Below are 22,535 nucleotides of genomic sequence, written 5' to 3' on the forward strand. Positions count from 1 at the left end.
TATTTAAGCTGACAAAGATATTATAAAAAGTGATTTATGTTCTTTTGTTACTTTAATTTAATCTATCTTAAGTCTATAAATGTAATCGGTTTTCTACTGTTTGGATTAAAAACTGTTTTGGATAAAATATCAAAGTCTATCACTTCAATCTTGGGGCTTACCCTTAATTTTGCCCGGAAATGGTCTCTTACTTCATTCACAAAGTTTTCATTTTCCTGCTCTGTACTTACCTTGATGATAATTTCATCCAATCCTATTTCGTTGGACTGAATGACGATTTGATAGCATAGAATATTATTAAAATCATTCAAAATATCATTCATTGCCGGCGGATACAATGTTGTTCCTTTATACTTGATCATTTGTTGTTTCCGTCCAATTACAGGCCCCAGCCTCATTGTATTTCTACCACATTGGCATGGCTCGTAATGAGCCTTTACGATATCTCCGGTTTTAAATCTCAATAAAGGAATTGCTTCTACCCCCAAAGTTGTAATAGTTAATTCACCACTTTCGCCCTCCTTCACAACGTTTCCTTCATCATCCAGAATTTCCGTAATGATCAGTTCAGGGTGATGGTGACCTCCTCTCTGAAACTCACACTCTGTAAAAGCGGTGCTCATTTCTGTGGAAGCATAGGTAGAAAAGAGTTTAATATTCCATTTTTCCTTAATCTTCTGAGAGAGAATATTATCTGTAAAATCCTGATTTTTGATGCTTTCTCCGATACATACTGCTCCGTAAACACTTGAATTTTTATAATCCAATTCGTGTTTCTCGGCATAATCGATCATCTTAAGTAAGAAAGACGGAACGGTAATCAGGTATTTTGGTTTATACCTAAAAATAGAGTCCCATTGCAGTTCTGGAATACCTGGGCCCATTCTGACCACACTTGCGCCCATTTTTCTTAATCCTAAAAAATAAGCAAGTCCCGCCATGAAACGTTTATCAATCGTAGTGATCATCTGCACTACATCTCCTTTCTGAATTCCTGCACAGGCAAAGGATATTGCTTCATTGTAAGCCAGTCTTTCAAGATCGCCATCGGACAATCCAAAAGTTACCGGATCTCCCAAAGTTCCGGAAGTCGTACTATAATCTACAATCTTATCTGGTGAAATACAGAAAAAATCGTGATTATGCTGCTGCAAATCATTCTTTGATGTGGTAGGAATTTTTTGCAGATCTTCCAGGGTACGGATCTCTGCAATGTTGATATTATTTTCTGTAAACAGCCTCTGATAAAAAGGTGAATTCCCCTCAAGATAAACCAAAAGCCTCTGAAGCTTTTCTTCCTGAATGGTTTTTATTTCCTGAGTGCTAGATTTTTCGATGAACGGATGAAATTCCAATGATTTTAATTTTAAGCAAATTTATTAATTTGTAGAATGTATTGATGTAAAATGTGGTAATGATTTTGGTTGTGGATTTACATTACTATTCATTGGTGATGAAAATCCTGGATATTACATCATTTTACCTCTGAAATGTAAAAGTTTGTGTATTTGTATTTCCTGCGGTATTCACTGTTGTCACTTTCAAGGTATGTTCACCCGAACCTTTTGGACATTTTTCATCAAAAATATAGACAAAGTCATCCTTTACACGGGCAAACCTAAGCCACTTTCCATCAAGCTCTGCCCGAAATGAAGCAATATCACCAATTCTTGTATTTCCTTTTAAGCGTAACGAACCACCGTTAATGACTGCTCCATCTTTCCATCCAGAAGAAACTGAGGGCAAGCCATTATCTAATATCAGTTTTGCAGTCCCCAACCTGTTGAATTGTCCTTCTACCTGATCTCCATTCCATTTTCCTTTTATCACATTGGTATCACTTCCATAATTAAGGGAAATAACTACTTTATCTTTCTCTTCTTTGGTAAGTTTTCTTGTTGGTTTTATTTTCAAAGTGTAATTATCATGAACTGGAATGTAGGGACTATTTAATATAATTGCATTGGAAACGGCATCTGCATCAGGTTTTTCATACAAATTAAAATTCACAGCATCATAAACAGCATTTTTGCTGAAAACAATTTCTGCATTCACAGAGCTAATAGTTTTTCCATCATTGGGAAGAACAGTTTTTGTGGTGGAAGCAACCTTATCTCCTGCTTTATTAAGCTGAACCTTTGTGATTAATCTGCTGGTATTTCCTTTTACATCTTTTAAAACAATTTCAATATTGTGAACTTCCTCATCCAGAAGATTAATAACTCCTGAAAGATTAGGAATGCTATAGTTCTTCAGTTTCATTCCCGGCAATGCAGACAAATGCTGAATCCCTATTTTATCTCTGATAAATTTGGTGTAATCTATACAGCCATTCAGATAACGAGTATCATCATAGCTGACCTTGTCAATGGAAAAACTATAGATCAATTTTCCATCCATCAATAATTCTGCCTGATAAATACCGAGATTAAATCCTTTATTGGCTTTATCCACCGCTTTAATCCCAAAACTTATCGTGGGAGAATTTACCCTCACAACATCTGCAGTATAAGTACTACCCACTTTTTTGACAGCCACTCCGTTAGCTGCGGGTTCATACGTACTGAAACGACGATCATACCAGTATAAGCCACTGATAATGGGTGCTACAGAATCGGGAATAGCAAAACCAAAAAGCAGGGGATTAAGACATTCTTCTGTTTTGGTATCCCTTATTTCAAAATGTAAATGCGGACCGGCCGAACCTCCTGTATTTCCACTTAAGGCAATCAATTGCCCTTTCGTAACCGGAAACTGTCCGGGTTGGAATGCAATATCCTGCTCCCACTTTTCGTCTTTGTACTGTCTTTCTTTTACATATTCATCCAGTTTATCAAAATATTTGTTCAAATGGGCATACACCGTGGTGTATCCGTTGGGATGGGTAATATAAACCGCATTTCCAAAGCCATATCGTTCAACTTTTATTCGGCTCACATAGCCATCTGCCGCTGACACTACGGATAGGTTTTCCTGGCTATTGGTTCGCAAATCCAGTCCCATATGAAAATGGTTGGTTCTTACCGCTCCAAAATTGGCAGCCAGCTGCATGGGAATATTCAATGGATTACGGAAATAATTTTGTGGATAATTATTCTGAGCCTGGAAAAGGATGCTATTGATCATACAAGCAAAAAGCATCAGTTGATAAAAGATTTTCATACAGCATTTGGGTTTAAACGTCTATTAAATGTACAAAATTCCGGCCAATACATCATCGCTACAATTATCCTTTTTTAAATCACTTTTATTTTTACACGCCATGTTCTGTCGCTATAGGCATTGATATTTGCATCATAAAAGTTCAGATGAAAATTCATGGAGAATTCCTGTTTATCTGAAGTTATATTCCAACAACCAAAACATGAAAATAGTATTAATGAAAAAACTTAAAGATGGATTTTAAAGACCCTTTAACAAGGATGGACGATTTTGACAGCATAAGTCGGGAAATATGGGCAGGTATGAAAGGAGAAAAGATCGTAACCAATTCTATAGAACCTTTCTTTACCAACCTATGGGTAGATGAAAGAAAGCTTTTCAGGCTCCTTTCTTCTTCAACAGATTTCAATACTTACCTCTTTGATGCAAAGAAGAATTTTATAGACTATTCGCAAGAAGTAGAAAAAGTAAACCTGAAAGAAATACCTCCTGCTAAAATTGATAACGTAAGAGTGAAGACCAAGATGATTGAAAAGTTGGTCATCCAGGAGCCTCAAATAGATGAAAAACAGTTTCAAAATTCTTTTTTAGAGCGTATTGATAAAAAGGTATGGCTCAATGTGAGTCCCGGTTATATTGATCCTAAAAATTACACCCATCATACAGAGATAGGAATTAGGGAACGAAAAATAGAATGTACCATTAATATTCCTTATCGTGAATATAAAAGGGAAGCCACACAAACTGTAATAAACGAAGTAGAAACCACGATAGGCTACGCTTCAAAATCTCCTGACGCTATAAAAATTAATCTTAGTGATGTGGAAGATTATATGGATGTTATCACTTATCTTTTTCCTTATCATCGGGAAATGGCACAGGTGGGTCTCATTGCTCATTTTGAAGAAGCAGGAAGTGGACTTACTTCCATAGATGATCTGATGTTTTTCTACAACCAGCTTCCTAATTTTGCCCTGACTGGAGTAGACTACAAAGGAAAAGCAAAAAAGCTTTCTGATCAGATGTTATGGGATCATTTTTTACAATTTTTAAATTATGATTCCCAATTACTTCGTGATGTAGATTCAATTGGTAAAGCCGCTGCTTTGGCAGTAGAGCCCTTCAGAGACAAAAGCCGATATGCGATCCGTATTCTCACAGCAATTTCCGGAGAATTCGTTTATAAAAAAATTAAAAACGACCCTAAACTCATTCTTCATATTTATCATTCTTTAGACGGAGAGAGTGTTTACATGGGAAAAGGCATTATTTCGGATACCAATCAGGTAGCTCACGGGCAAATGTTTGAGAACAAAGAACTTTTTGCTATTTATGTAACGGCTTTCATGCAGGCTCAACATGCAATGGATGATGCTCATCAGCCTTCACAAACAGGAAGTCTTTTCGCATTGGGAGTTAGTAGAGATTCTGATACGATAGAAAGACATTGTGAGCTTACAGGATATTTTATGGAAGGAGATCCTGACAATATTGTAACGCTGATTAATACTGTAAAAGTCTGGAATCTAAAAACAAAGAAAATTGAAGTTGAGAATGAAATTGAAAACGGAGAGTTCAGACCATTGGATATGCTGCATCTCAAGGTCTATGAAAAAGCAAAACTTCCCTCCGGTAAGATTCAAACTATTGAAACAGATACTGAAGTCCCGGCATTATTCCTTTATCACATCGCACAAAAGAAAGCAGCAGAAGATGCGCTGAGGTGTCTTCGTGTTGCTGCCGATCTCATGGTTATATCAGCCAGTCTTGCGACTATAGAATCCGGTGTCTCAGGATTGCCTTTATATGCAGCTTATGCAGATATCGGGGTTGCTCTTTCGGATTTTTATATAGAGGCTCAACTCAGAGATGAGCTTAAAATGACCACCAAAGGGAGAAAGCTTTTAGAATTATGGGATGATATCTATATGGCCCAAGGCACCTCAAGTGCTATGGTAAGCATGTTGCCTAAGGCAGAAAAAGCACTGGATGCAAGTGTAGAAATGTTATACACTTCCCGATATCCGTCTCAGCAGAAAAGCCTTAAGAAATTAATTGAAAATACATTATATTCGTTTCCTTTAAGAAATTATTCTAAAAAAGGATTAGCAGCCCTTTCAAAAGAAAGCATAAAAAGCATTACAGAACACTCTTCTGATTTTGAGAAGCTGAAAGTGCTTTTTGTAGAGAATGCAGAGAAAGAAATAGGTGTAATTCATAAAGGAAAATTACTTTCCCAAGGAAAGTCTCCCGCAAGAACCAATATTTTTTTAGATTATATCTATAGAAAAGCTGGAGGGAATATAGGTAAGCTTGAAGAAGAGCTTAGCAGACTTGCCGGAATGGCGGAGAATCTTACACCTCACATTAGCCTTACTGTTGAAGAGTTTAAAGCGGGATTAAAAGTTCTTGAAGAAACTCAAATCAATGCTGAAAACGCAATTGACTATATATATGATGTATTACCTTATTTTAATCATCATATACTTAATAATGAGGTTGTTATGGTTTATGACTCCAATTGTGTTAATGTTGTTCAAAAAGTAATAGAATATTTAGAAACAGGTAATATATCACAAGCATTACATTCCGCAGGACAAGATGTTGAAGTTTTAGAACAAATATATAAGAATAATTTTTCTTCACCTGTTAGAATTGAAGACATTAGAACTATTGACATGGCCGAAGGTGAAATTGGAATAATGTATATTTATAAAAAGGGATATCAATATGGTCATGTTTTCAATGTTATAAAAATAAATAAAAGATTAATCCTTCTTAATGGGCAAAAAGGACTTATGCAAACATTTGAAAAAGCAGAATTTGTAGAATATTTAAAAGTCAAACAATTAAAATAAAATAATATGCTAACAGACAACAAAATGCTAGAAATAGCTAATAAATATGTCAACCAAATAGGTCAGGAAATAAATATTGAACTTATAGTTTTTAGTGAAACTAAAAAAAGTTATGGAAATGTTTATGGTTATGTCGCCAAAGATTCTACGAAACATCGTTTGGCAGGCAACGGCCCATTCCTTGTAAAAAATGATACCGGTATAGTCATTCAATTTGGAACATCTGACGATGTAGAGTATTATTTAAATGGGTATGAAAATGGCACATGGAAACCCAGTACTCATGGAGTTTGGGATCCTAATCAGAATTAATATTAGGTTCACTTTCATACTAAAATAAAATTTACATGTTAGTAGAACAAGAAGTAATAGAAATTGCAAAAAATTACGTAAAAGAAAGAAGTGAAAAAAGTGGGTTAGATCTTGTCATTTTGGAAGATAGATGCATTAAAAAATCTTATGGAATAATATTTCGATATAATACAAAAAAATATAATGATACAAGAAACGATGATGATAATACATTAATGGGGAATGCCCCTTTCATCGTTCAAAATAGCAATGGTAAAATTATATTGCTTGGAACAGAAAGAGAAATAGAATATTATATCCAAGAATATGAAGCAGGAAGATGGCCGGATATGCCCAGACTTAGCGACTTTCAATAATTTACAGCCACTTTCGGGTGGCTTTTTTATAGATAAAAACAGTTTCTATCACAAATAAAATGGCTTCAATTTCATGTTCAAAAGAGTTAGAAATGCTCTCTTATTCTCTATTCATCATTCGCTTTTTCCTACTTTCCTCATTTATATTTCTGAAATTGAACTTTTTAATAGAAATTACCTCAATAAAACATATCTTATAAACCGACAAAATTTAGTAAATTTGCAGACTTAATTTATCAACGAATATTGAGATATTTACAATGAGCCAATTTAAAGAATACAAAAACCTCAACCTTATTGACGTAGCAGAGAATGTAGCGGAATTTTGGAAACAAAATAAAACTTTCAATAAGAGTGTTGAGATTCGTCAGGGTAATCCTGAGTTTGTTTTTTATGAAGGTCCACCTTCAGCAAACGGTATGCCTGGAATTCACCACGTAATGGCAAGAGCATTGAAGGATATTTTCTGCCGTTACCAGACTCAAAACGGGAAGCAGGTTTTCCGTAAAGCAGGCTGGGATACGCATGGTCTTCCTGTGGAACTGGGTGTAGAAAAAGAATTAGGAATCACTAAAGAAGATATTGGTAAAAAAATCTCTATTGAAGATTATAATAAAGCATGTCGTGAAGCAGTAATGCGATATACAGACGTTTGGAACAACCTTACCGAAAAAATCGGGTATTGGGTAGATCTTGACGATCCGTATATCACGTACAAATCAAAATATATGGAAACCGTTTGGTGGTTGTTGAAGCAATTATATGACAAAAGCTTGTTGTATAAAGGTTACACCATCCAACCCTACTCTCCAAAAGCAGGAACAGGGCTTTCTTCTCACGAATTGAACCAGCCAGGAACCTATCGTGATGTTTCGGATACCACTGTGGTAGCTCAGTTTAAAGTGAAGAAAGATTCATCTGCATTGTTCAACGATGTGGACGGAGATGTACATATCCTTGCATGGACGACAACTCCTTGGACGTTGCCTTCCAATACGGCACTTACCGTAGGTAGAGATATTGAATATGTTTTGGTTAAAACTTTCAACCAATATACATTTGAACCTATAACGGTTGTATTATCCAACGTTCTTTTACCTAAGGTTTTCGGCAAAAAATATGCTGAGGGTACGGATGAGGATTTTGCAAACTATACTTCAGAAACCAAAGTAATTCCTTTCAGAGTTTTAAAAGAATTTACCGGAGAAAAACTTGTTGATACAAGATATGAGCAATTAGTTCCTTGGTTTACGCCCAACGACAATCCTGAAAATGCATTCAGAGTAATTTTAGGAGATTTCGTAACAACAGAGGACGGTACAGGTATCGTACACACTGCCCCTACTTTCGGTGCAGATGATGCAAGAGTAGCCAAGATGGCTCAGCCTGAGATCCCACCGATGTTGATAAAGGATGAAAATGACAATCTTGTTCCATTGGTAGATTTACAGGGTAAATTTATTCAGGGAGAAAATGTTCCTGAAGTTTTCTCAGGAAAATATATAAAGAACGAATACTACGATGAGGGAACTGCTCCTGAAAAATCTTGGGATGTAGAACTTGCCATCTTATTAAAAATAGAAAACAAAGCTTTCAAAGTAGAGAAATACGTCCACTCTTATCCACACTGCTGGAGAACAGATAAACCTGTATTGTACTATCCGCTAGATTCATGGTTTGTAAAGATGACCGCTGTAAAAGACAGATTGGTTAACTTAAACAAAGAGATCAACTGGAAGCCAAAAGCGACCGGAGAAGGACGTTTTGCCAACTGGCTAGAGAATGTAAACGACTGGAACTTATCCCGTTCAAGATACTGGGGTATTCCGTTGCCAATCTGGAGAACAGATGATCTGAAAGAAGAAAAGATCATAGGTTCTGTAGAAGAATTATACAACGAAATTGAGAAATCAATTGCTGCAGGGGTAATGACTGAAAACCCATTCAAAGGGTTCATCATCGGCAATATGTCTGAATCAAACTACGAACTTGTTGATCTTCACAAGAATGTAGTAGACCAAGTGGTTTTAGTTTCCGAATCAGGAAAAGCAATGAAGCGTGAAAGCGACTTGATCGACGTTTGGTTCGATTCAGGTTCTATGCCGTATGCACAGTTACACTATCCTTTTGAAAATAAAGAATTAATTGATAACAATAAGGCTTTCCCTGCAGATTTCATCGCAGAAGGTGTTGACCAGACTCGTGGATGGTTCTATACCCTTCATGCAATCGGGACCGCTGTTTTTGATTCTGTTGCTTATAAAAATGTAATGAGTAACGGCCTTGTTTTGGATAAAAACGGACAAAAGATGTCAAAGCGTTTAGGAAATGCTGTAGATCCTTTTGAAACATTATCTGTATACGGACCGGACGCTACCCGTTGGTACATGATTTCCAACGCCAACCCTTGGGAAAACCTGAAGTTTGATATTGAAGGAATTGATGAGGTAAGAAGAAAGTTCTTCGGAACACTTTACAACACGTATTCATTCTTCTCTCTATACGCCAACGTTGATGGATTCAACTATTCAGAAAAAGAAGTGGAAAACCGTCCGGAAATTGACAGATGGGTTCTTTCCGAGCTTAACCTTCTTATCAAGGAAGTAAAGGCATTCTATGAAGATTATGAACCTACAAGAGTAGCAAGAGCAATCAGCACGTTTGTGAATGATAACTTGAGTAACTGGTATGTAAGATTATGCAGAAGACGTTTCTGGAAAGGAGAATATTCAGATGATAAAATCTCTGCTTACCAGACTTTATATACCTGTCTTGAAGTAGTGGCAAAATTATCAGCTCCTATTGCTCCGTTCTTTATGGATCAGTTGTATCAGGATCTGAATAAAGTAACCGGTAAAGAAAACTGTGAATCTGTACATTTAACAGACTTCCCGGTAGCTGATGAAAGTTTGATTGATCAGGATCTTGTTGAAAAGACCCACCTGGCGCAAAACATTACCAGTATGGTTTTCTCTCTGAGAAAGAAAGAAAACGTAAAGGTTCGTCAGCCATTACAAAAGGTATTGGTTCCTGTATTGGATGCTAAAACAGAACAGCAGATCTTAGCGGTTGCAGACCTTATCAAGCAAGAAGTAAACGTAAAAGAACTACAGTTAATTAATGCTGAAGAAGCATCTCATTTAATTGTAAAACAAATAAAGCCCAACTTCAAGGCTCTTGGTCCTAAATTAGGAAAAGACATGAAGGTGGTAGGTGCCGAAATCAGTAATTTTAGTACAGAACAGATTGCCGGTCTTGAAAAAGAGGGAAAACTTGATGTTCAGGGGTATGAGATCACGCTTGATGATGTGGAAATCTCTACAAAAGATATCCCGGGATGGACAGTAACTTCCGACGGAAAGACTACTGTGGCATTAGATTTGACGTTAACCGATGAGTTAAAATCAGAAGGTATCGCAAGAGAATTCATTAACAGAGTTCAAAACCTGCGAAAAGAGAAAGACTTTGAACTGACAGACAGGATCAATATCTTCATTGAAGAGAATTCACCATTCCTTGAAGATGTAAAGAAAAATGAAGAATATATTTCTTCTGAAGTCTTGTCAAATAAAATAGAAATTGTATCTTCACTTTCAAATTTTAACGAAATCGAAATAGATGAGGTTAATTTTAAGATAAATGTCGAAAAAAATTAACATGTAGTTATTGTATTTCAAATTCCATTTCATAATTTTATTAAAAAAGAGAAAGAATATGTCAGACGAAAGAGTTAGATACAGCGATGCTGATTTACAGGAATTTAGAGCGATCATTAAAGAAAAAATAGAAAAGGCGGAGAAAGATCTTCAGCTGATCAGAGAAAGTTTCATCAATGACCAGAATAATGGTACAGATGATACTTCACCTACATTCAAGGCATTTGAAGAAGGTGCAGAAACTTTGAGCAAAGAGCAGAACTCTATTCTCGCAGGAAGACAGGAAAAATTCGTTCGTGATCTTAAGAATGCTTTAATCAGAATCGAAAACAAAACATACGGTGTTTGCAGAGTAACAGGAAAATTAATTCCTAAGGAAAGACTTTTAGCCGTTCCTCACGCTACGCTGAGCATTGAAGCGAAAAATATGCAGAAATAGCCGTAAGGTTTGTAAAATAATATTGGGTTTATATGGTATTCACGGATACTTTATAAACCTAATTTTTAATGTATACCCATGAGCGAAGTCTTAATTTTGGTAATCATCGTGGCAGTAGTTTTACTGTTCTTCAACAGGAAATGGATCAAAAACAGATTTTTCCCGGAAAAGCACACCAACTACACCATCGATGACCAGTTTAATTCTGATAAACGCGAGAGGGAAAAAGAAATTGACAGACTTTTGAGTAAGATGGGCAAAAACGGAGTCCATGACTTATCAGAAAGAGAAAGAAAGCGACTCGACGAGTTGTCCAAAATGTAAAAATTAAATATAAGAAATGGAATCTATTATCGTACATCCGAAAAATGCAATGGAGCTTAGCGCACTGAAAGGTGTTTTGAAAGAAATGAACATTAAATTTGAGAAAGCTCATGTTAAAAGTTCATTTAATGGGCAGAAAGTGATCAAGAAAGCGAGCGATAACAAAAATATAAAACCAGCTAATAAACCTTCAAAACCAAAAGGAGAGTAATGAAAAAGATATTAGCTATCACATTTTTGGTATTGTTAATAGACCAGGCTTCTAAAATTTATATTAAAACTAATTTTAATTTAGGAGACAGCGTTTCTATTTTTCCCGGTTTTAAACTAACGTTTGTAGAAAACCCAGGCATGGCCTATGGGTTTCATTTCGGAGGAATTATCGGAAAATATTTACTTGTGATTTTAAGAGTTTTCTTAATCGGAGGGATGGTTTACATGTTTAAAAAATGGTTGAAAGAAGGTGCTTCAAACTATCTCTTAATTCCAATGTCTATCATCTTTGCCGGAGCAATAGGAAACCTTATTGACGGAATGTTTTATGGAATGATCTTCGATAGCGGATCAGTTTACGACCCAAGTATTGACCGATGGCTGGATTATGGTGGGATATCCAAGATTGTTCCTTTTGGACAGGGATATTCCAGCTTTATGAAAGGATGTGTTGTAGATATGTTCCACTTCCCGTTAGTAGATTGGTATGTTCCCGATAACTGGCCATTAATTGGTGGAAAGCACATTGAGTTCTTCAAATACATTTTCAACGTTGCTGATTCAGCGATTACGGTAGGAGCTACATTCTTATTAATCTTTAGAAAAAAAGCATTTCCGAACGGTCTTGAGTTTTAAAAGATTTATCTTAAATGAAAAAAATTATCACAAATATTTTTAAATTTTTCCTGCTTCTTCTCGTTGCAGGAATTATTTTTATTGCCTGGGCCAACTATAGTATCAAAAATGAAAGTGCGTCTTTCGTATCTTATAACATTAAAGATGTTCCTAAAGCGAAAGCTGCCTTATTATTAGGCACAGGGAAAACCCTAAGCAATGGTACGCCGAATGCCTATTTCTACAACAGAATCAAGGCTGCTACCGATTTATATAAAAGTGGAAAAATCCAATACATCATTGTAAGCGGTGACAACAGCACCAAGGATTATAATGAACCGGAAGATATGCAGTTTGCATTGGTTCAGCAGGGGGTTCCCCAGGATAGGATCATACTGGATCATGCCGGATTCCGAACATTGGACTCTGTGGTAAGAGCAAAAGATATCTTTGGGCAGACTAAAATTGTGATTATTTCCCAAAGGTTCCACAATGAAAGAGCCATTTTCCTTGCTCAAAAAAATGGAATGGAAGCCTTTGGATACAATGCTGAAGATGTGAATAAATATGCAGGATTAAAGACCAATATGAGAGAATATCTTGCCAAGGCCAAAGTATATTGGGACTTACTATTTGGAATAGAACCAAAATTTGGTGGAGAGAAGATAATAATTCCTTAACTTAGGTTGAATGAAAGCCATACAGTTTTTTATATTGATCTGTATTCTTGTTTCCTGCAAGAAAGAAAATATTTATTATTACGCCAACAATAAAGAAATTAAAGACAGTCCCGTCATTCGATTTGTTGATGCAGAATTAAAAAAACTGGATATTGATCCAAAGAAAAAGAATTTAAAAATTCATACTACCCTGGATTCTGTTTCTTATCAAACAAATCTGGATACTATAAGAACGAAAGTCTTTGAACTGGCATCAAAAGACAATTCCATTCCAAAAGACAAGGCTCTTTTTGATGAATGGGTAAGGGAAAAAATAATAGTGGTAGATAATAAAACCGCAAAAGTGGTAAAGTTCTACAGCACATTTAAAAACCCAAAGTTTGACCGAAATGACCTCAACATGGTGGGAATGAAAAAGCTGATTAATATGGGAAGTATTTTGAGTCAACATCCTAATACTGAAATCCCTGAAGATGATCTTGTCATTTATGCCTCTGCGGTCGTCCCTTCTGATAGTTCCACAATAAAAGAAAATGCAGTGAATTTTTTGTCAAAGTTTAAGATCAACCATCTGGACAGAAGACATTATAATTTAAATTTTATCTCTTTTCCAGACGCCATCAAAATATTCCAAACGTTTAACAGAAATGGTATATACAAGGAACCTTTCAGTATCAAAAGCATTTCCGAAAATGATAACTCTCTATATACTCATAAGGAAGACTCCATAAGCATAGTATCTCCTATTGCTGCCAAGACCATCCAAAACCGTCTAGATTACTATAAAGACCACCATTACAGAATATCTGATTCTCAGGTTAAAAATACACAAAACCTAATTAGCTTTGGTGTTCCTCCATCCTATTCACTTATCATTAATGATGGAAAGTATACTTATTTTATTTATGTAGCAGGTGCTGTGGTTACCAATCTTCACAAAAAACAATCAAAAATGATTCCGTTTACATGGATGAAAAGAATCGGAATTCATTACTATAACGCAATTAGAAAGTAATTTTGCGTAAATTTGCAATTCATTAATTTTTAAATATAAATTTTAAACAAATGTCAAGAATTCTTACCGGCATTCAAGCCACCGGAACTCCCCATCTTGGAAATTTACTTGGGGCAATTATTCCTGCTATCGAACTTTCTAAGCAGGAAGGAAATGAATCATTTTTATTTATTGCGAATCTTCATACACTTACCCAGATTAAAGATGCGCAGACTTTAAGACAGAATACCTACGAGATTGCTGCGGCTTGGCTTGCTTGTGGATTAGATACCGAAAAAACATTTTTCTACAGACAAAGTGATATCGCTGAAACCTGTGAACTATCTTGGCATTTATCATGTTTTTTTCCTTATCAAAGATTAACACTGGCTCACTCATTTAAAGATAAGGCAGATCGTCTTCAGGATGTGAACGCAGGTTTGTTTACCTATCCCATCTTGATGGCAGCAGATATTTTATTGTACGATGCAGAGGTTGTTCCTGTAGGAAAAGATCAGCTTCAGCATTTAGAGTTTGCAAGGGATGTAGCTTCAAGATTTAATAATCAGATGGGGGAAATCCTTGTACTTCCACAATCTGAGCTTCAGGAAGACACAAAATATGTTCCGGGAACAGACGGCCGTAAGATGTCTAAATCCATGGGAAATATTATCAATATTTTCTTACCTGAAAAGGAATTGAAAAAACAGGTGATGAGTATTGAGACTGATTCTAAAGGTTTAGAAGAACCTAAAGACCCTGAAACTGATAAAGTGTTTGCTATTTATCAATTGATTGCTACACCGGAACAGACTGAAGAGCTAAGAGCAAAATATCTTGCTGGAAACTTTGGATACGGACATGCTAAAAAAGAGCTTTTAGACCTTATTTTGGTACGTTTTGCTAAAGAAAGAGAAACGTTCACTTATTATATGAACAATCTGGACGAGCTGGAAGCAAAATTACAACAAGGGGCAGAAAAGACCAGACCAGTTGCCTTGGAAACCCTTAAAAGAGTAAGAACAAGCTTAGGTTTTTAATCACAAGCTTCAAAATATAAGAAAGCCCTTCAAGTTGAAGGGCTTTTTCTATGTATCGATATGGTTTGTTTTTATAATATTTAAACTATCTAATCTTATTTTTCGTAAGAATAAAATAATGCATTTTATCATCAAATTCATAGAGAATATCCCAACCCGGATATTGCTTAATGATTGTTTTAATGATAGACAACCCCAATCCGGTTGAGCCATGATCTGAACCTTGCTTATAGAAACGATTAAAAATCTGAGATTTATCCAGAGGAGCAGATGTTCCGCTATTTTGAAAAGTAATTCTGTCTGTCTCAATAATAATATTTAATGTTCTTTCTTCATTATTATACTTAATGGCGTTTTTCAAAAGATTAGATAGGAGAATATCGGCAAGGTCCTTGTTAAAATCTGCCTGAAAATTTCCTTTTTCAATGATATTGACATCTACTTTTTTAAACTCTATAAAGTCTTCATAATTCTGAACCAGCGTATGAATCATGGTATTAAAATCTACCCCGGACATTGTATTAAACTGGCTGTTTTCTATTTTAGAAAGCATTAACAGGGATTTATTCAGTCCCACCATTCTTCTCAGATCGGTTTTAACCTCGGTAAGAAAATTCAGGTTCTTTTTATCAAGATCTTCATTCTGAATCAGGAGATCTATTTTATTGATAACAATGGCTAGCGGTGTCTGAAGCTCATGAGATGCGTTTTCGATAAATTGCTTTTGTTGATAGAAAACCAGTTCATTACGTTCAACCATCTCATTGATTTCAACATTCAATTCCTCAAACTCTGTTATGCGATAGCTCTGTTCTTCCTGCGAAAATGGAATTCCAAACTGGTATTTTTTAAGCTTATCCAAAATTAAATAGAACGGCCGCATGGCTTTGTTAAGGAGATATCCATTGACTGCAACAATACTTATCACCAAAACAATATAAAGCACAATTAAAGCAGTGGTAAGATCATAGATTAGTTCATCTTCCTCTACAGTGGACGTTCTGATCACCAATCTCTGATGATGCTTAAACTGATCAATAAAGTCTGCCTCAAGGACCCTGTAGGGCTGATCTTTATCGTCATACTCCATATAATACATTTTATTGTAGAGCCTGCTTTTGTTTTTATATTCTCCAGCATGAATAGGCACAATCTTGAACTCATTGAAGCCAAAATCATTGTTTTTTAACAACTGAGGATTAAGGTACACTGCCTTAATGATCTGTATTTTACGATCTTTTAGTCCATCATCCACATTATCATGTACTTCATCCAGAATATAGGCATAAAATAATCCTGCCCAAACTGCGATAATCAGCAGAAGGATCATGATAAGGTATTTGATGGTATAATATTTTAAAGAAACCTTCATTAGATAAATTTATATCCTATTCCATATACCGCCTGAAAATCTGCTTCGGCGTTCAGTGTTTTCAGTTTTTTACGAAGATTTTTGATCTGTGAGTAAATAAAGTCAAGGCTGTCTGCCTGGTCTATATAATCTCCCCAGATAGCTTCTGCCAAAGTAGTTTTTTGTAATGTCTTCTCCGGATGAATCACAAAGTAATACAAAAGATCATACTCCTTACGATTAAGAACAAGTTCCACATTACCAACCTTTACATTTCTGCTTTCCGGATCAATGCTTATATTTTTATACCTGATAATATTCTCTCCATCCTGATTTTTTCTTCTTATTACAGATCTGATCCTCGCCATCAGCTCTGCAAGGTGAAAGGGCTTTGCAAGATAATCATCTGCTCCAATTTCCAATCCGGTTACCTTATCATCCACTGAATCTTTGGCAGACAGAATGATTACCGGATCTTTTTTGTGCAGTTTCTTTATTTCTCTCAACAGGTCTATACCACTTCCGTCAGGCAGCATAATATCCAGAAGAATGCAGTCATATTCATAGGATATAATCTTTTCTAATCCAGAACTGTAATTCTCCGCATGCTCTACAATGAAATGTTCTGCTTCCAGAAATTTCTGTACAGTTTCCCTTAGGTCCGGTTCATCTTCTACTATTAAAATCTTCATATTACCAGCGGTTTGTAATGCCTTTTGGCACAATTAAGCTTATATCAAATATATGAAATTATAAAGTTGGAAGCCAGAAGAATAAAGCTTGTCATTTCAACATTCTTTAGTCCTCCGGCTCCCTTTCTTTCAAAAGTTAATTTGATTTCACAAAGCGTCCATCTGCATCAAAAATAAGACACAATCCGTTCATTAAATGAATTTTATAGGCATTATACTTTTTTTCAATGGAACTAACCACACTGCACGGATGGTGCTTGGTCATAAAAGACACCATACTTTTTCTAATCTTACCGGAAGAAGCTTTTCTTCCATTGCTGCTTATTAAACTCCAATTAACCATACCATTAAAATTTTATTGTTAGCATTTAGTTCAGAATTAGTCGTCAATTCTTTTAAAATTTCCACTTTTATCAAACTCTAGTTCCAGTCCATTGGAAAGCTCAGCCTTATAAGACCATCTTTTCTTTTCTATCTTAATGATATAGGTATTTGGGAAATTTTTTGTGCTATAGTTTTTAATGGATGCAGGAATAAAACCATATGGAATTTTCTGATGTTTGCCATCCACTTCTTTCCAGGTTCCGTTACTGTCAAATTCCATTTTCATTCCGTTGCTCAGGTATACCTTATAATCATCCACCCCATAGATTTCCCTGTCTTCTATCACTGAACTTACAGCAATCCCTTTAAAGTGAGCTGCAAGGAAAGTTTTGGCCGTCTTAGGCAGTTGGTTAGGGTTTATAGCTCTGTCCTGTGCAAACATTACGCCTCCCATTAACATAAAAATTAAAATAAATACTCCTGTGATTTTCTTTACATTTTTCATAACATTAAGTTTTTCTGTCATTATTATAAAGCAAAGATCCAAATCAATTTAGGAAAGAATTAGGAAAAATATAGTGGTTCAAAAATAAAGTGATAAAAATGGCAAGAATAAAGGATATAAATAAACCACTAAGGTAAAGTGAGTTTTTAAGAGAATTAAAGCCTTATACGGCATCTATTTCCCTTAAGAGCTTCAATAGCCTTAATGGTTTATTTATAAATTTGCTTTTAAGCTTTGCTCGGAAAACTATAGATATTCCTTGATCTGGTGCAGATGGGTAATGGCTTTTAATCCCGTTCCCTGTTTATCTTCCTTATAGACATCAAAGAAAATAGAATCCATCCCGAAATCTCTTGCTCCCACAGCATCAGCAATCCAGTCATCCCCGATCAGGATACTCTCTTCTTTTTTAGCATCAGAAAGCCCTAGAGAATATTCAAAAATCCTGGGGTTGGGTTTTCTTACTCCCACGGCATCGGCACTGGTAATTGTTTTAAAATAAGGTGCTATGCCTGATAGGGTACATTTTCTTTCCGTTACTTCCTGAAACCCATTAGAAATAATGTGTAATGTATAATTCTTAGCCTTTAAATAATCAAGAATATCTTCTGCACCTTCCACCAATTCATTATGGCTTACAATGTTATCCAGAAAATGTTCTTCAAAATAAAGTGACAGTTCTTTATTATCCACTCCAAAATGCATGAAGGAATCATAAAAACGGTGTTCTCTCAAATACTCTTTGCCTATAATCCCGTCTCGTATCTTTTCCCAAAGATCTTCATTGATCTGGTGGTAAACATCATGAAACTCTTCAAAGCCGATATTGTACTTCGAAGTGATTTCCTGTTTTTCGAAAAGTTCTTTGATAGTTAGGTAGGCATTTCTGCGATGATCCCAGAGCGTATTGTCCAGGTCAAAAAAAACGTGCTGCATTTTCATACAGCACAAAGTTAGTAATTTTAATTTTTTGAGATAGGATAATTATTACTCTTGCTTTTCACAATTTCAAGATTTTTAGAAAAGTTGAGCAGAAAATCAATGGTTTGTTTCTTAGGTTTCAAAGTTTTCACTTTTAAGGAATCATTTTTTTTCATAGGCGAAGTATGTTTTCCTTAAAAACGTGAAATTTCACAAAATATTATCTATCTGGTTAATATTATGTTATTTTCTTCCATGATTTTTCTCAGGTTTATAAGCGCATACCTTACTCTTCCCAGTGTCGTATTAATGCTCATATCTGTATGATCTGCAATTTCCTTAAAGCTCAGCCCGTCAAAGAATCTTAATTTGATTACTTCTTGCTGATTTTGTGGAAGAAACTGTAACATTCTCAACAAGTCTTCCTGAATCTGGTTCGTCACCAATTGATCTTCAATATTTTCTGAAGGCTCTCTGATCAGGTCAAAAATAGAATATTCATCAGTTTCAAACGTAGTTTCTGAAACCTTGATATTTTTGGCTTTTGATCTGAAATGATCGATGATTAGGTTGTGGGAGATTCTTTTGGCCCAAAGGATAAATTTACCCTCTTCGTTATAACGTCCTTCCTTTAGCATAACAATAATTTTCATGAATGTATCCTGAAAAACATCGTTGGCTAAGTCTTCATCATTAATTTTGTAAAAAATGAATGTAAAAAGCTCTCTCTGGTGGCGATGAATGAGGGTTGACAATGCTCCCTCGTCACCTTTCTGGTAAAGCGAAATTAGTAAACTATCCGATTTTGATTTCATAACTCTTCTCAATATAAAAATTTGCAGACAGGTAATCCTCCAGATATTTCATCTGGCCTTTGCTGTATATACAAAACAGTTTTCTAGAGTAGAGTCTCTTCAATAGGCGGTACACTTATATTATGGTGTAAATATAATAATTTTTTAATAACTGTTAAGCTATTATTAATTTTTCACAAGAAAAATTTAAAAAAAATCATTTAAACATGTCATGAATAAAGACAGTAGGGATATTTAATGTAAAATTAATATTTAGACCTTTCATTTCCTTACCGTTTAATCGGGTATCTCCGATAGGGAAGGCATAGCCTCCTGTAAGATCCAGCATTCCAAATAAAGTAACGCCTATTTTCGGGGCTATATATTTGTTGGTACCCTCTGCTCCTACTAAAAAGTAATAGGAGTGATAGAAATCTACATTCTTTTCAAAATTAAGCAATACATCCGCCTGAAGCTTCGGCATGATGGCAAACTTGGAATCAGCAACTCCCATTAAAGCAGAACCTCCTAATCTGTAAATGACATCATCGTTTTTAAGAAAAAGCAATTTACCTCCTACTTCTCCAAAACTTTGATTCTGATAGGTATATCCTACCGTGATCATTTTGTGCATGGTATATTGAGCCTTTACCAATGTGCTTAGCAAAAACAGGGATAAGATTGTAATTGCAGTCCGAAAATTCATCATCTCTCTATTTATTATCGTGTAAAATTAAAAAAAACTGCCTTATCAAAGGATAAAGCAGTTCATATATTTATTCCAAGGGGAAAATTAAATTCCGAAAGCGGCTTTAATTTCCTCTACTTTGTCTAGTTTTTCCCAAGTAAAGAACTCAAGATCTTTCAATGTAAGTTCATTCTTATGACCTTTGTTGAATGTTTTATCTGCCACATAGTGCTCTTTACCCATGTGTCCGTAAGAAGCTGTTTCCTGATAGATAGGGTTTCTTAATTTTAAGTTCTGCTCGATAGCATACGGTCTTAAATCGAAGATTGTAGAAACTTTTTTAGCGATATCTCCATCATGAAGATCAACTTTTGCAGTTCCATACGTATTGATATATAAACCACAAGGCTCAGCTACTCCAATAGCATAAGAAACCTGTACCAAAACTTCGTCAGCAATACCTGCCGCTACCAAGTTCTTAGCAATGTGTCTTGTAGCATACGCAGCACTTCTGTCTACTTTTGATGGATCTTTTCCAGAGAAAGCACCACCACCGTGAGCCCCTTTACCACCATATGTATCAACGATGATCTTTCTACCTGTAAGACCAGTATCTCCGTGAGGACCGCCGATTACAAATTTTCCTGTAGGGTTGATGTGATATTTAATTTGATCATTGAATAAAGCCTTAATTTCCTCTGTTTGCTGTGCAACAACTCTAGGAACAAGGATGCTCTTGATATCTTCACGGATCTTGTTCAGCATTTCTTCCTCTGCTCCGAAGTCATCGTGCTGAGTAGACACTACGATAGAATCAATTCTGATTGGTTTATGATCGTCAGAATACTCAATAGTCACCTGGCTTTTCGCATCAGGACGAAGATAGGTGATCTCCTTATTCTCTCTTCTGATTGCAGAAAGTTCCTTAAGAATTGTATGTGCTAAATCCAAAGCAAGAGGCATATAGTTTGCCGTTTCATTGGTAGCATATCCAAACATCATCCCTTGGTCACCAGCCCCCTGTGCATTTGCTTTAGCTTCGAAAGACTCATCATTTACAGCTCTGTCAACTCCTTGGTTGATATCAGGTGACTGCTCATGGATTGCAGAGATAACTCCACAAGAATCTCCGTTGAACATATATTCACCTTTGGTATACCCAATTCCGTTGATTACTTCTCTGGCAATTGTTTGAACGTCAAGATAAGCATCAGATTTTACTTCTCCGGCCAATACTACCTGTCCTGTAGTGACAAGAGTTTCACAAGCTACTTTTGAACTTTTATCATACGCTAAGAAATGGTCGATTAATGCATCAGAAATTTGATCTGCAATTTTATCCGGATGTCCTTCTGAAACTGATTCAGACGTAAATAAATAAGACATATTATTCTTTGTTTTTTAGATTAAAAAATATTGACGAAGAAAAATAAGAATAAAATTGCCCGAAAAAAGAATACTGTTTTAGCATTTTTTTATAGAGGTTGCAATCAGGTCAAATTTTTCCTCGTGGTAAACGTCAGCAAATTTAAGCACTATTTTTGTAATACTCAAAATTTTTGTTTACTAATTATAATTTTCTTTAAATTAATGATTTATATCACTTTAAAGCCTTTTTATTACTGAGGCTTTATGCTTACAAATTCTTTCGGACTTGCGTGATAATTCAGTTTCAATTCTAAAGAACTTTTGATAGAATGTGATAATTCATCAATAATCTTCTGTTTAAAGGTTGGCTTATAATAAATAATACTGATTTCTCTATAAGGGAAAGGCTTCTTGAATCTGAAGACATTCTTTTTCTGCTCTTCAGAAAGCTGGCTTAATGCCAATTCCGGAAGGATACTGATTCCCCCTACCTTATCTACCATGTGTACCAAGGTTTGAATATTGGAAGCCAGGAAATCTAAGTTTTTAGGCTTTAGAGTATTTTCCTTAAGGTGACAGATATTTTCGAACTGATTTCTAAGACAGTTTCCTTCTTCAAGCAACCATACTTTTTCTACATTAAGATCCTCTGGAATAATGTAAGAGTTCTTTTTGTTCGCTTCAGTATTGGAGCTGTAGATCATTAATTCTTCGTTGAATAAGAAATCCTGATAAAACTCGTCAGCAGTATCATAAGGAGTGGAAATAATTCCTGCATCCAATTCTCCGGCTTTTAGAGCTTTAATAATATTATCAGTAGTCATTTCTTTTACATTCATCTGGATTTTCGGATTGTCTTCAAGAAATTTAAAGATTTCCGTAGGCAGAATAAATGAAGAAACCGTAGGAATAATTCCCAGATTAATTGTTCCTCCTAAAATATTATTCAAAAGGTTAGCTTTGTTTTTCAGCTCATTGACAGATTCTATAATCACCTTGGCCTGATCAATGATCTGAAGACCTACATCTGTAGTACGGATCGGGTGAGTTGTTCTGTCAAAAACCTTTACATCCAGTTCGTCCTCAAATTTCTGTATCATGGCACTTAACGTAGGTTGGGTAATGAAGCAAGCCTGAGCTGCTTTACCAAAATGTTTATACTTATCAACAGCGATAAGATATTCAAGTTGCTGAATGTTCATTTGATTAATATTATCTATTACAAAGATATAACGTTTTTGTT

At 35.4% G+C, this 22,535-nt stretch carries 23 protein-coding genes; 11 read left to right on the forward strand and 12 right to left on the reverse strand.

Translation table 11 applies throughout. The features are described 5' to 3' along the window. Positions 1–62: 62 nt before the first annotated feature. Together SCA31_RS15480 and SCA31_RS15485 are read right to left on the reverse strand one after the other, a co-directional pair. On the reverse strand, positions 63–1,355 hold the full coding sequence (locus tag SCA31_RS15480; protein WP_410697860.1) for a phenylacetate--CoA ligase family protein: 1,293 nt from the start codon (positions 1,353–1,355) through the stop codon (positions 63–65). 124 nt (positions 1,356–1,479) lie between these two features. Then, positions 1,480–3,162 carry a M23 family metallopeptidase gene (locus SCA31_RS15485; protein ID WP_410697861.1) on the reverse strand — a complete coding sequence of 561 codons (1,683 nt, stop codon included), beginning with the start codon at positions 3,160–3,162 and terminating at the stop codon, positions 1,480–1,482. A 233-nt stretch (positions 3,163–3,395) separates the two neighbouring features. On the opposite strand from SCA31_RS15485, the gene SCA31_RS15490 reads away from it, so the two are divergent. The 11 genes from SCA31_RS15490 to trpS all read left to right on the forward strand — a co-directional run bounded on the left by SCA31_RS15490 (position 3,396) and on the right by trpS (position 14,649). Then, positions 3,396–6,020 (forward strand): hypothetical protein, encoded by a 2,625-nt coding sequence (locus SCA31_RS15490; protein WP_410697862.1) that lies wholly within the window; start codon positions 3,396–3,398, stop codon positions 6,018–6,020. Positions 6,021–6,026: 6 nt separating this feature from the next. Then, on the forward strand, positions 6,027–6,332 hold the full coding sequence (locus tag SCA31_RS15495; RefSeq protein WP_284463316.1) for a hypothetical protein: 306 nt from the start codon (positions 6,027–6,029) through the stop codon (positions 6,330–6,332). Positions 6,333–6,367: 35 nt separating this feature from the next. Next, the gene (locus SCA31_RS15500) at positions 6,368–6,688 is read left to right on the forward strand and encodes a hypothetical protein (RefSeq protein WP_410697863.1); all 321 of its coding nucleotides are present in this window, start codon (positions 6,368–6,370) and stop codon (positions 6,686–6,688) included. Positions 6,689–6,948: 260 nt separating this feature from the next. Further along, positions 6,949–10,344: an isoleucine--tRNA ligase gene (gene ileS, locus SCA31_RS15505; protein WP_410697864.1), complete on the forward strand. Its 3,396-nt coding sequence runs from the start codon at positions 6,949–6,951 to the stop codon at positions 10,342–10,344. A gap of 58 nt (positions 10,345–10,402) precedes the next feature. Continuing rightward, complete coding sequence (locus tag SCA31_RS15510) at positions 10,403–10,783, forward strand: TraR/DksA family transcriptional regulator (protein WP_045501318.1); 381 nt, start codon at positions 10,403–10,405, stop codon at positions 10,781–10,783. 78 nt (positions 10,784–10,861) lie between these two features. After that, positions 10,862–11,107, forward strand: coding sequence for a DUF6576 domain-containing protein (locus SCA31_RS15515; RefSeq protein WP_410697865.1), 246 nt, complete (start codon positions 10,862–10,864; stop codon positions 11,105–11,107). Positions 11,108–11,123: 16 nt separating this feature from the next. Beyond that, on the forward strand, positions 11,124–11,318 hold the full coding sequence (locus tag SCA31_RS15520) for a DUF2683 family protein (RefSeq protein ID WP_076356893.1): 195 nt from the start codon (positions 11,124–11,126) through the stop codon (positions 11,316–11,318). Beyond that, positions 11,318–11,956, forward strand: coding sequence for a lipoprotein signal peptidase (locus tag SCA31_RS15525; RefSeq protein WP_410697866.1), 639 nt, complete (start codon positions 11,318–11,320; stop codon positions 11,954–11,956). The genes SCA31_RS15520 and SCA31_RS15525 overlap by 1 nt, the downstream gene beginning before the upstream one ends. 14 nt (positions 11,957–11,970) lie before the next feature. Next, positions 11,971–12,615, forward strand: coding sequence for a vancomycin high temperature exclusion protein (locus tag SCA31_RS15530; RefSeq protein WP_410697867.1), 645 nt, complete (start codon positions 11,971–11,973; stop codon positions 12,613–12,615). A 10-nt stretch (positions 12,616–12,625) separates the two neighbouring features. Beyond that, on the forward strand, positions 12,626–13,630 hold the full coding sequence (locus SCA31_RS15535) for a hypothetical protein (protein WP_410697868.1): 1,005 nt from the start codon (positions 12,626–12,628) through the stop codon (positions 13,628–13,630). A 50-nt stretch (positions 13,631–13,680) separates the two neighbouring features. Then, positions 13,681–14,649 carry a tryptophan--tRNA ligase gene (trpS, locus tag SCA31_RS15540; protein ID WP_109623460.1) on the forward strand — a complete coding sequence of 323 codons (969 nt, stop codon included), beginning with the start codon at positions 13,681–13,683 and terminating at the stop codon, positions 14,647–14,649. An 85-nt stretch (positions 14,650–14,734) separates the two neighbouring features. Here the strand turns inward: trpS and SCA31_RS15545 are convergent, their stop codons facing one another. From SCA31_RS15545 to SCA31_RS15590, 10 genes are all read right to left on the reverse strand, one after another. Next, positions 14,735–16,021: a sensor histidine kinase gene (locus SCA31_RS15545; RefSeq protein ID WP_410697869.1), complete on the reverse strand. Its 1,287-nt coding sequence runs from the start codon at positions 16,019–16,021 to the stop codon at positions 14,735–14,737. After that, entirely contained in the window at positions 16,021–16,692 is a 672-nt protein-coding gene (locus SCA31_RS15550; RefSeq protein ID WP_410697870.1) for a response regulator transcription factor, read from the reverse strand. The genes SCA31_RS15545 and SCA31_RS15550 overlap by 1 nt, the downstream gene beginning before the upstream one ends. 136 nt (positions 16,693–16,828) lie before the next feature. Next, positions 16,829–17,035 (reverse strand): hypothetical protein, encoded by a 207-nt coding sequence (locus SCA31_RS15555; RefSeq protein WP_410697871.1) that lies wholly within the window; start codon positions 17,033–17,035, stop codon positions 16,829–16,831. A gap of 36 nt (positions 17,036–17,071) precedes the next feature. Further along, a complete protein-coding gene (locus SCA31_RS15560) occupies positions 17,072–17,521 on the reverse strand; it encodes a PepSY-like domain-containing protein (protein WP_410697872.1) in 450 nt (149 codons plus the stop codon). Between the two features lie 246 nt (positions 17,522–17,767). Continuing rightward, entirely contained in the window at positions 17,768–18,463 is a 696-nt protein-coding gene (locus SCA31_RS15565) for a YjjG family noncanonical pyrimidine nucleotidase (protein WP_410697873.1), read from the reverse strand. Positions 18,464–18,483: 20 nt separating this feature from the next. Next, a complete protein-coding gene (locus SCA31_RS15570; protein WP_410697874.1) occupies positions 18,484–18,618 on the reverse strand; it encodes a hypothetical protein in 135 nt (44 codons plus the stop codon). A gap of 48 nt (positions 18,619–18,666) precedes the next feature. Next, entirely contained in the window at positions 18,667–19,257 is a 591-nt protein-coding gene (locus tag SCA31_RS15575; RefSeq protein ID WP_106917969.1) for an RNA polymerase sigma factor, read from the reverse strand. A 196-nt stretch (positions 19,258–19,453) separates the two neighbouring features. Then, a complete protein-coding gene (locus SCA31_RS15580) occupies positions 19,454–19,945 on the reverse strand; it encodes a hypothetical protein (RefSeq protein ID WP_410697875.1) in 492 nt (163 codons plus the stop codon). An 84-nt stretch (positions 19,946–20,029) separates the two neighbouring features. Further along, positions 20,030–21,310, reverse strand: coding sequence for a methionine adenosyltransferase (gene metK, locus SCA31_RS15585; RefSeq protein WP_410697876.1), 1,281 nt, complete (start codon positions 21,308–21,310; stop codon positions 20,030–20,032). Positions 21,311–21,543: 233 nt separating this feature from the next. Continuing rightward, a complete protein-coding gene (locus SCA31_RS15590) occupies positions 21,544–22,494 on the reverse strand; it encodes a LysR substrate-binding domain-containing protein (protein ID WP_109623453.1) in 951 nt (316 codons plus the stop codon). Between the last annotated feature and the right edge of the window lie 41 nt (positions 22,495–22,535).

Source organism: Chryseobacterium sp. SIMBA_028 (assembly GCF_046535285.1).
Classification (GTDB): Bacteria; Bacteroidota; Bacteroidia; order Flavobacteriales; family Weeksellaceae; genus Chryseobacterium.

Bases quoted from the DNA above. Each gene is read 5' to 3' on its own strand.
- SCA31_RS15520 (WP_076356893.1), top strand. From the start codon at position 11,124: ATGGAATCTATTATCGTACATCCGAAAAATGCAATGGAGCTTAGCGCA.
- ileS (WP_410697864.1), top strand. From the start codon at position 6,949: ATGAGCCAATTTAAAGAATACAAAAACCTCAACCTTATTGACGTAGCA.
- SCA31_RS15555 (WP_410697871.1), bottom strand. From the start codon at position 17,035: ATGGTTAATTGGAGTTTAATAAGCAGCAATGGAAGAAAAGCTTCTTCC.
- SCA31_RS15565 (WP_410697873.1), bottom strand. From the start codon at position 18,463: ATGAAAATGCAGCACGTTTTTTTTGACCTGGACAATACGCTCTGGGAT.
- SCA31_RS15570 (WP_410697874.1), bottom strand. From the start codon at position 18,618: ATGAAAAAAAATGATTCCTTAAAAGTGAAAACTTTGAAACCTAAGAAA.
- SCA31_RS15490 (WP_410697862.1), top strand. From the start codon at position 3,396: ATGGATTTTAAAGACCCTTTAACAAGGATGGACGATTTTGACAGCATA.
- SCA31_RS15535 (WP_410697868.1), top strand. From the start codon at position 12,626: ATGAAAGCCATACAGTTTTTTATATTGATCTGTATTCTTGTTTCCTGC.
- metK (WP_410697876.1), bottom strand. From the start codon at position 21,310: ATGTCTTATTTATTTACGTCTGAATCAGTTTCAGAAGGACATCCGGAT.
- SCA31_RS15575 (WP_106917969.1), bottom strand. From the start codon at position 19,257: ATGAAATCAAAATCGGATAGTTTACTAATTTCGCTTTACCAGAAAGGT.
- SCA31_RS15530 (WP_410697867.1), top strand. From the start codon at position 11,971: ATGAAAAAAATTATCACAAATATTTTTAAATTTTTCCTGCTTCTTCTC.
- trpS (WP_109623460.1), top strand. From the start codon at position 13,681: ATGTCAAGAATTCTTACCGGCATTCAAGCCACCGGAACTCCCCATCTT.
- SCA31_RS15510 (WP_045501318.1), top strand. From the start codon at position 10,403: ATGTCAGACGAAAGAGTTAGATACAGCGATGCTGATTTACAGGAATTT.
- SCA31_RS15485 (WP_410697861.1), bottom strand. From the start codon at position 3,162: ATGAAAATCTTTTATCAACTGATGCTTTTTGCTTGTATGATCAATAGC.
- SCA31_RS15500 (WP_410697863.1), top strand. From the start codon at position 6,368: ATGTTAGTAGAACAAGAAGTAATAGAAATTGCAAAAAATTACGTAAAA.
- SCA31_RS15590 (WP_109623453.1), bottom strand. From the start codon at position 22,494: ATGAACATTCAGCAACTTGAATATCTTATCGCTGTTGATAAGTATAAA.
- SCA31_RS15550 (WP_410697870.1), bottom strand. From the start codon at position 16,692: ATGAAGATTTTAATAGTAGAAGATGAACCGGACCTAAGGGAAACTGTA.
- SCA31_RS15495 (WP_284463316.1), top strand. From the start codon at position 6,027: ATGCTAACAGACAACAAAATGCTAGAAATAGCTAATAAATATGTCAAC.
- SCA31_RS15545 (WP_410697869.1), bottom strand. From the start codon at position 16,021: ATGAAGGTTTCTTTAAAATATTATACCATCAAATACCTTATCATGATC.
- SCA31_RS15580 (WP_410697875.1), bottom strand. From the start codon at position 19,945: ATGATGAATTTTCGGACTGCAATTACAATCTTATCCCTGTTTTTGCTA.
- SCA31_RS15560 (WP_410697872.1), bottom strand. From the start codon at position 17,521: ATGAAAAATGTAAAGAAAATCACAGGAGTATTTATTTTAATTTTTATG.
- SCA31_RS15525 (WP_410697866.1), top strand. From the start codon at position 11,318: ATGAAAAAGATATTAGCTATCACATTTTTGGTATTGTTAATAGACCAG.
- SCA31_RS15515 (WP_410697865.1), top strand. From the start codon at position 10,862: ATGAGCGAAGTCTTAATTTTGGTAATCATCGTGGCAGTAGTTTTACTG.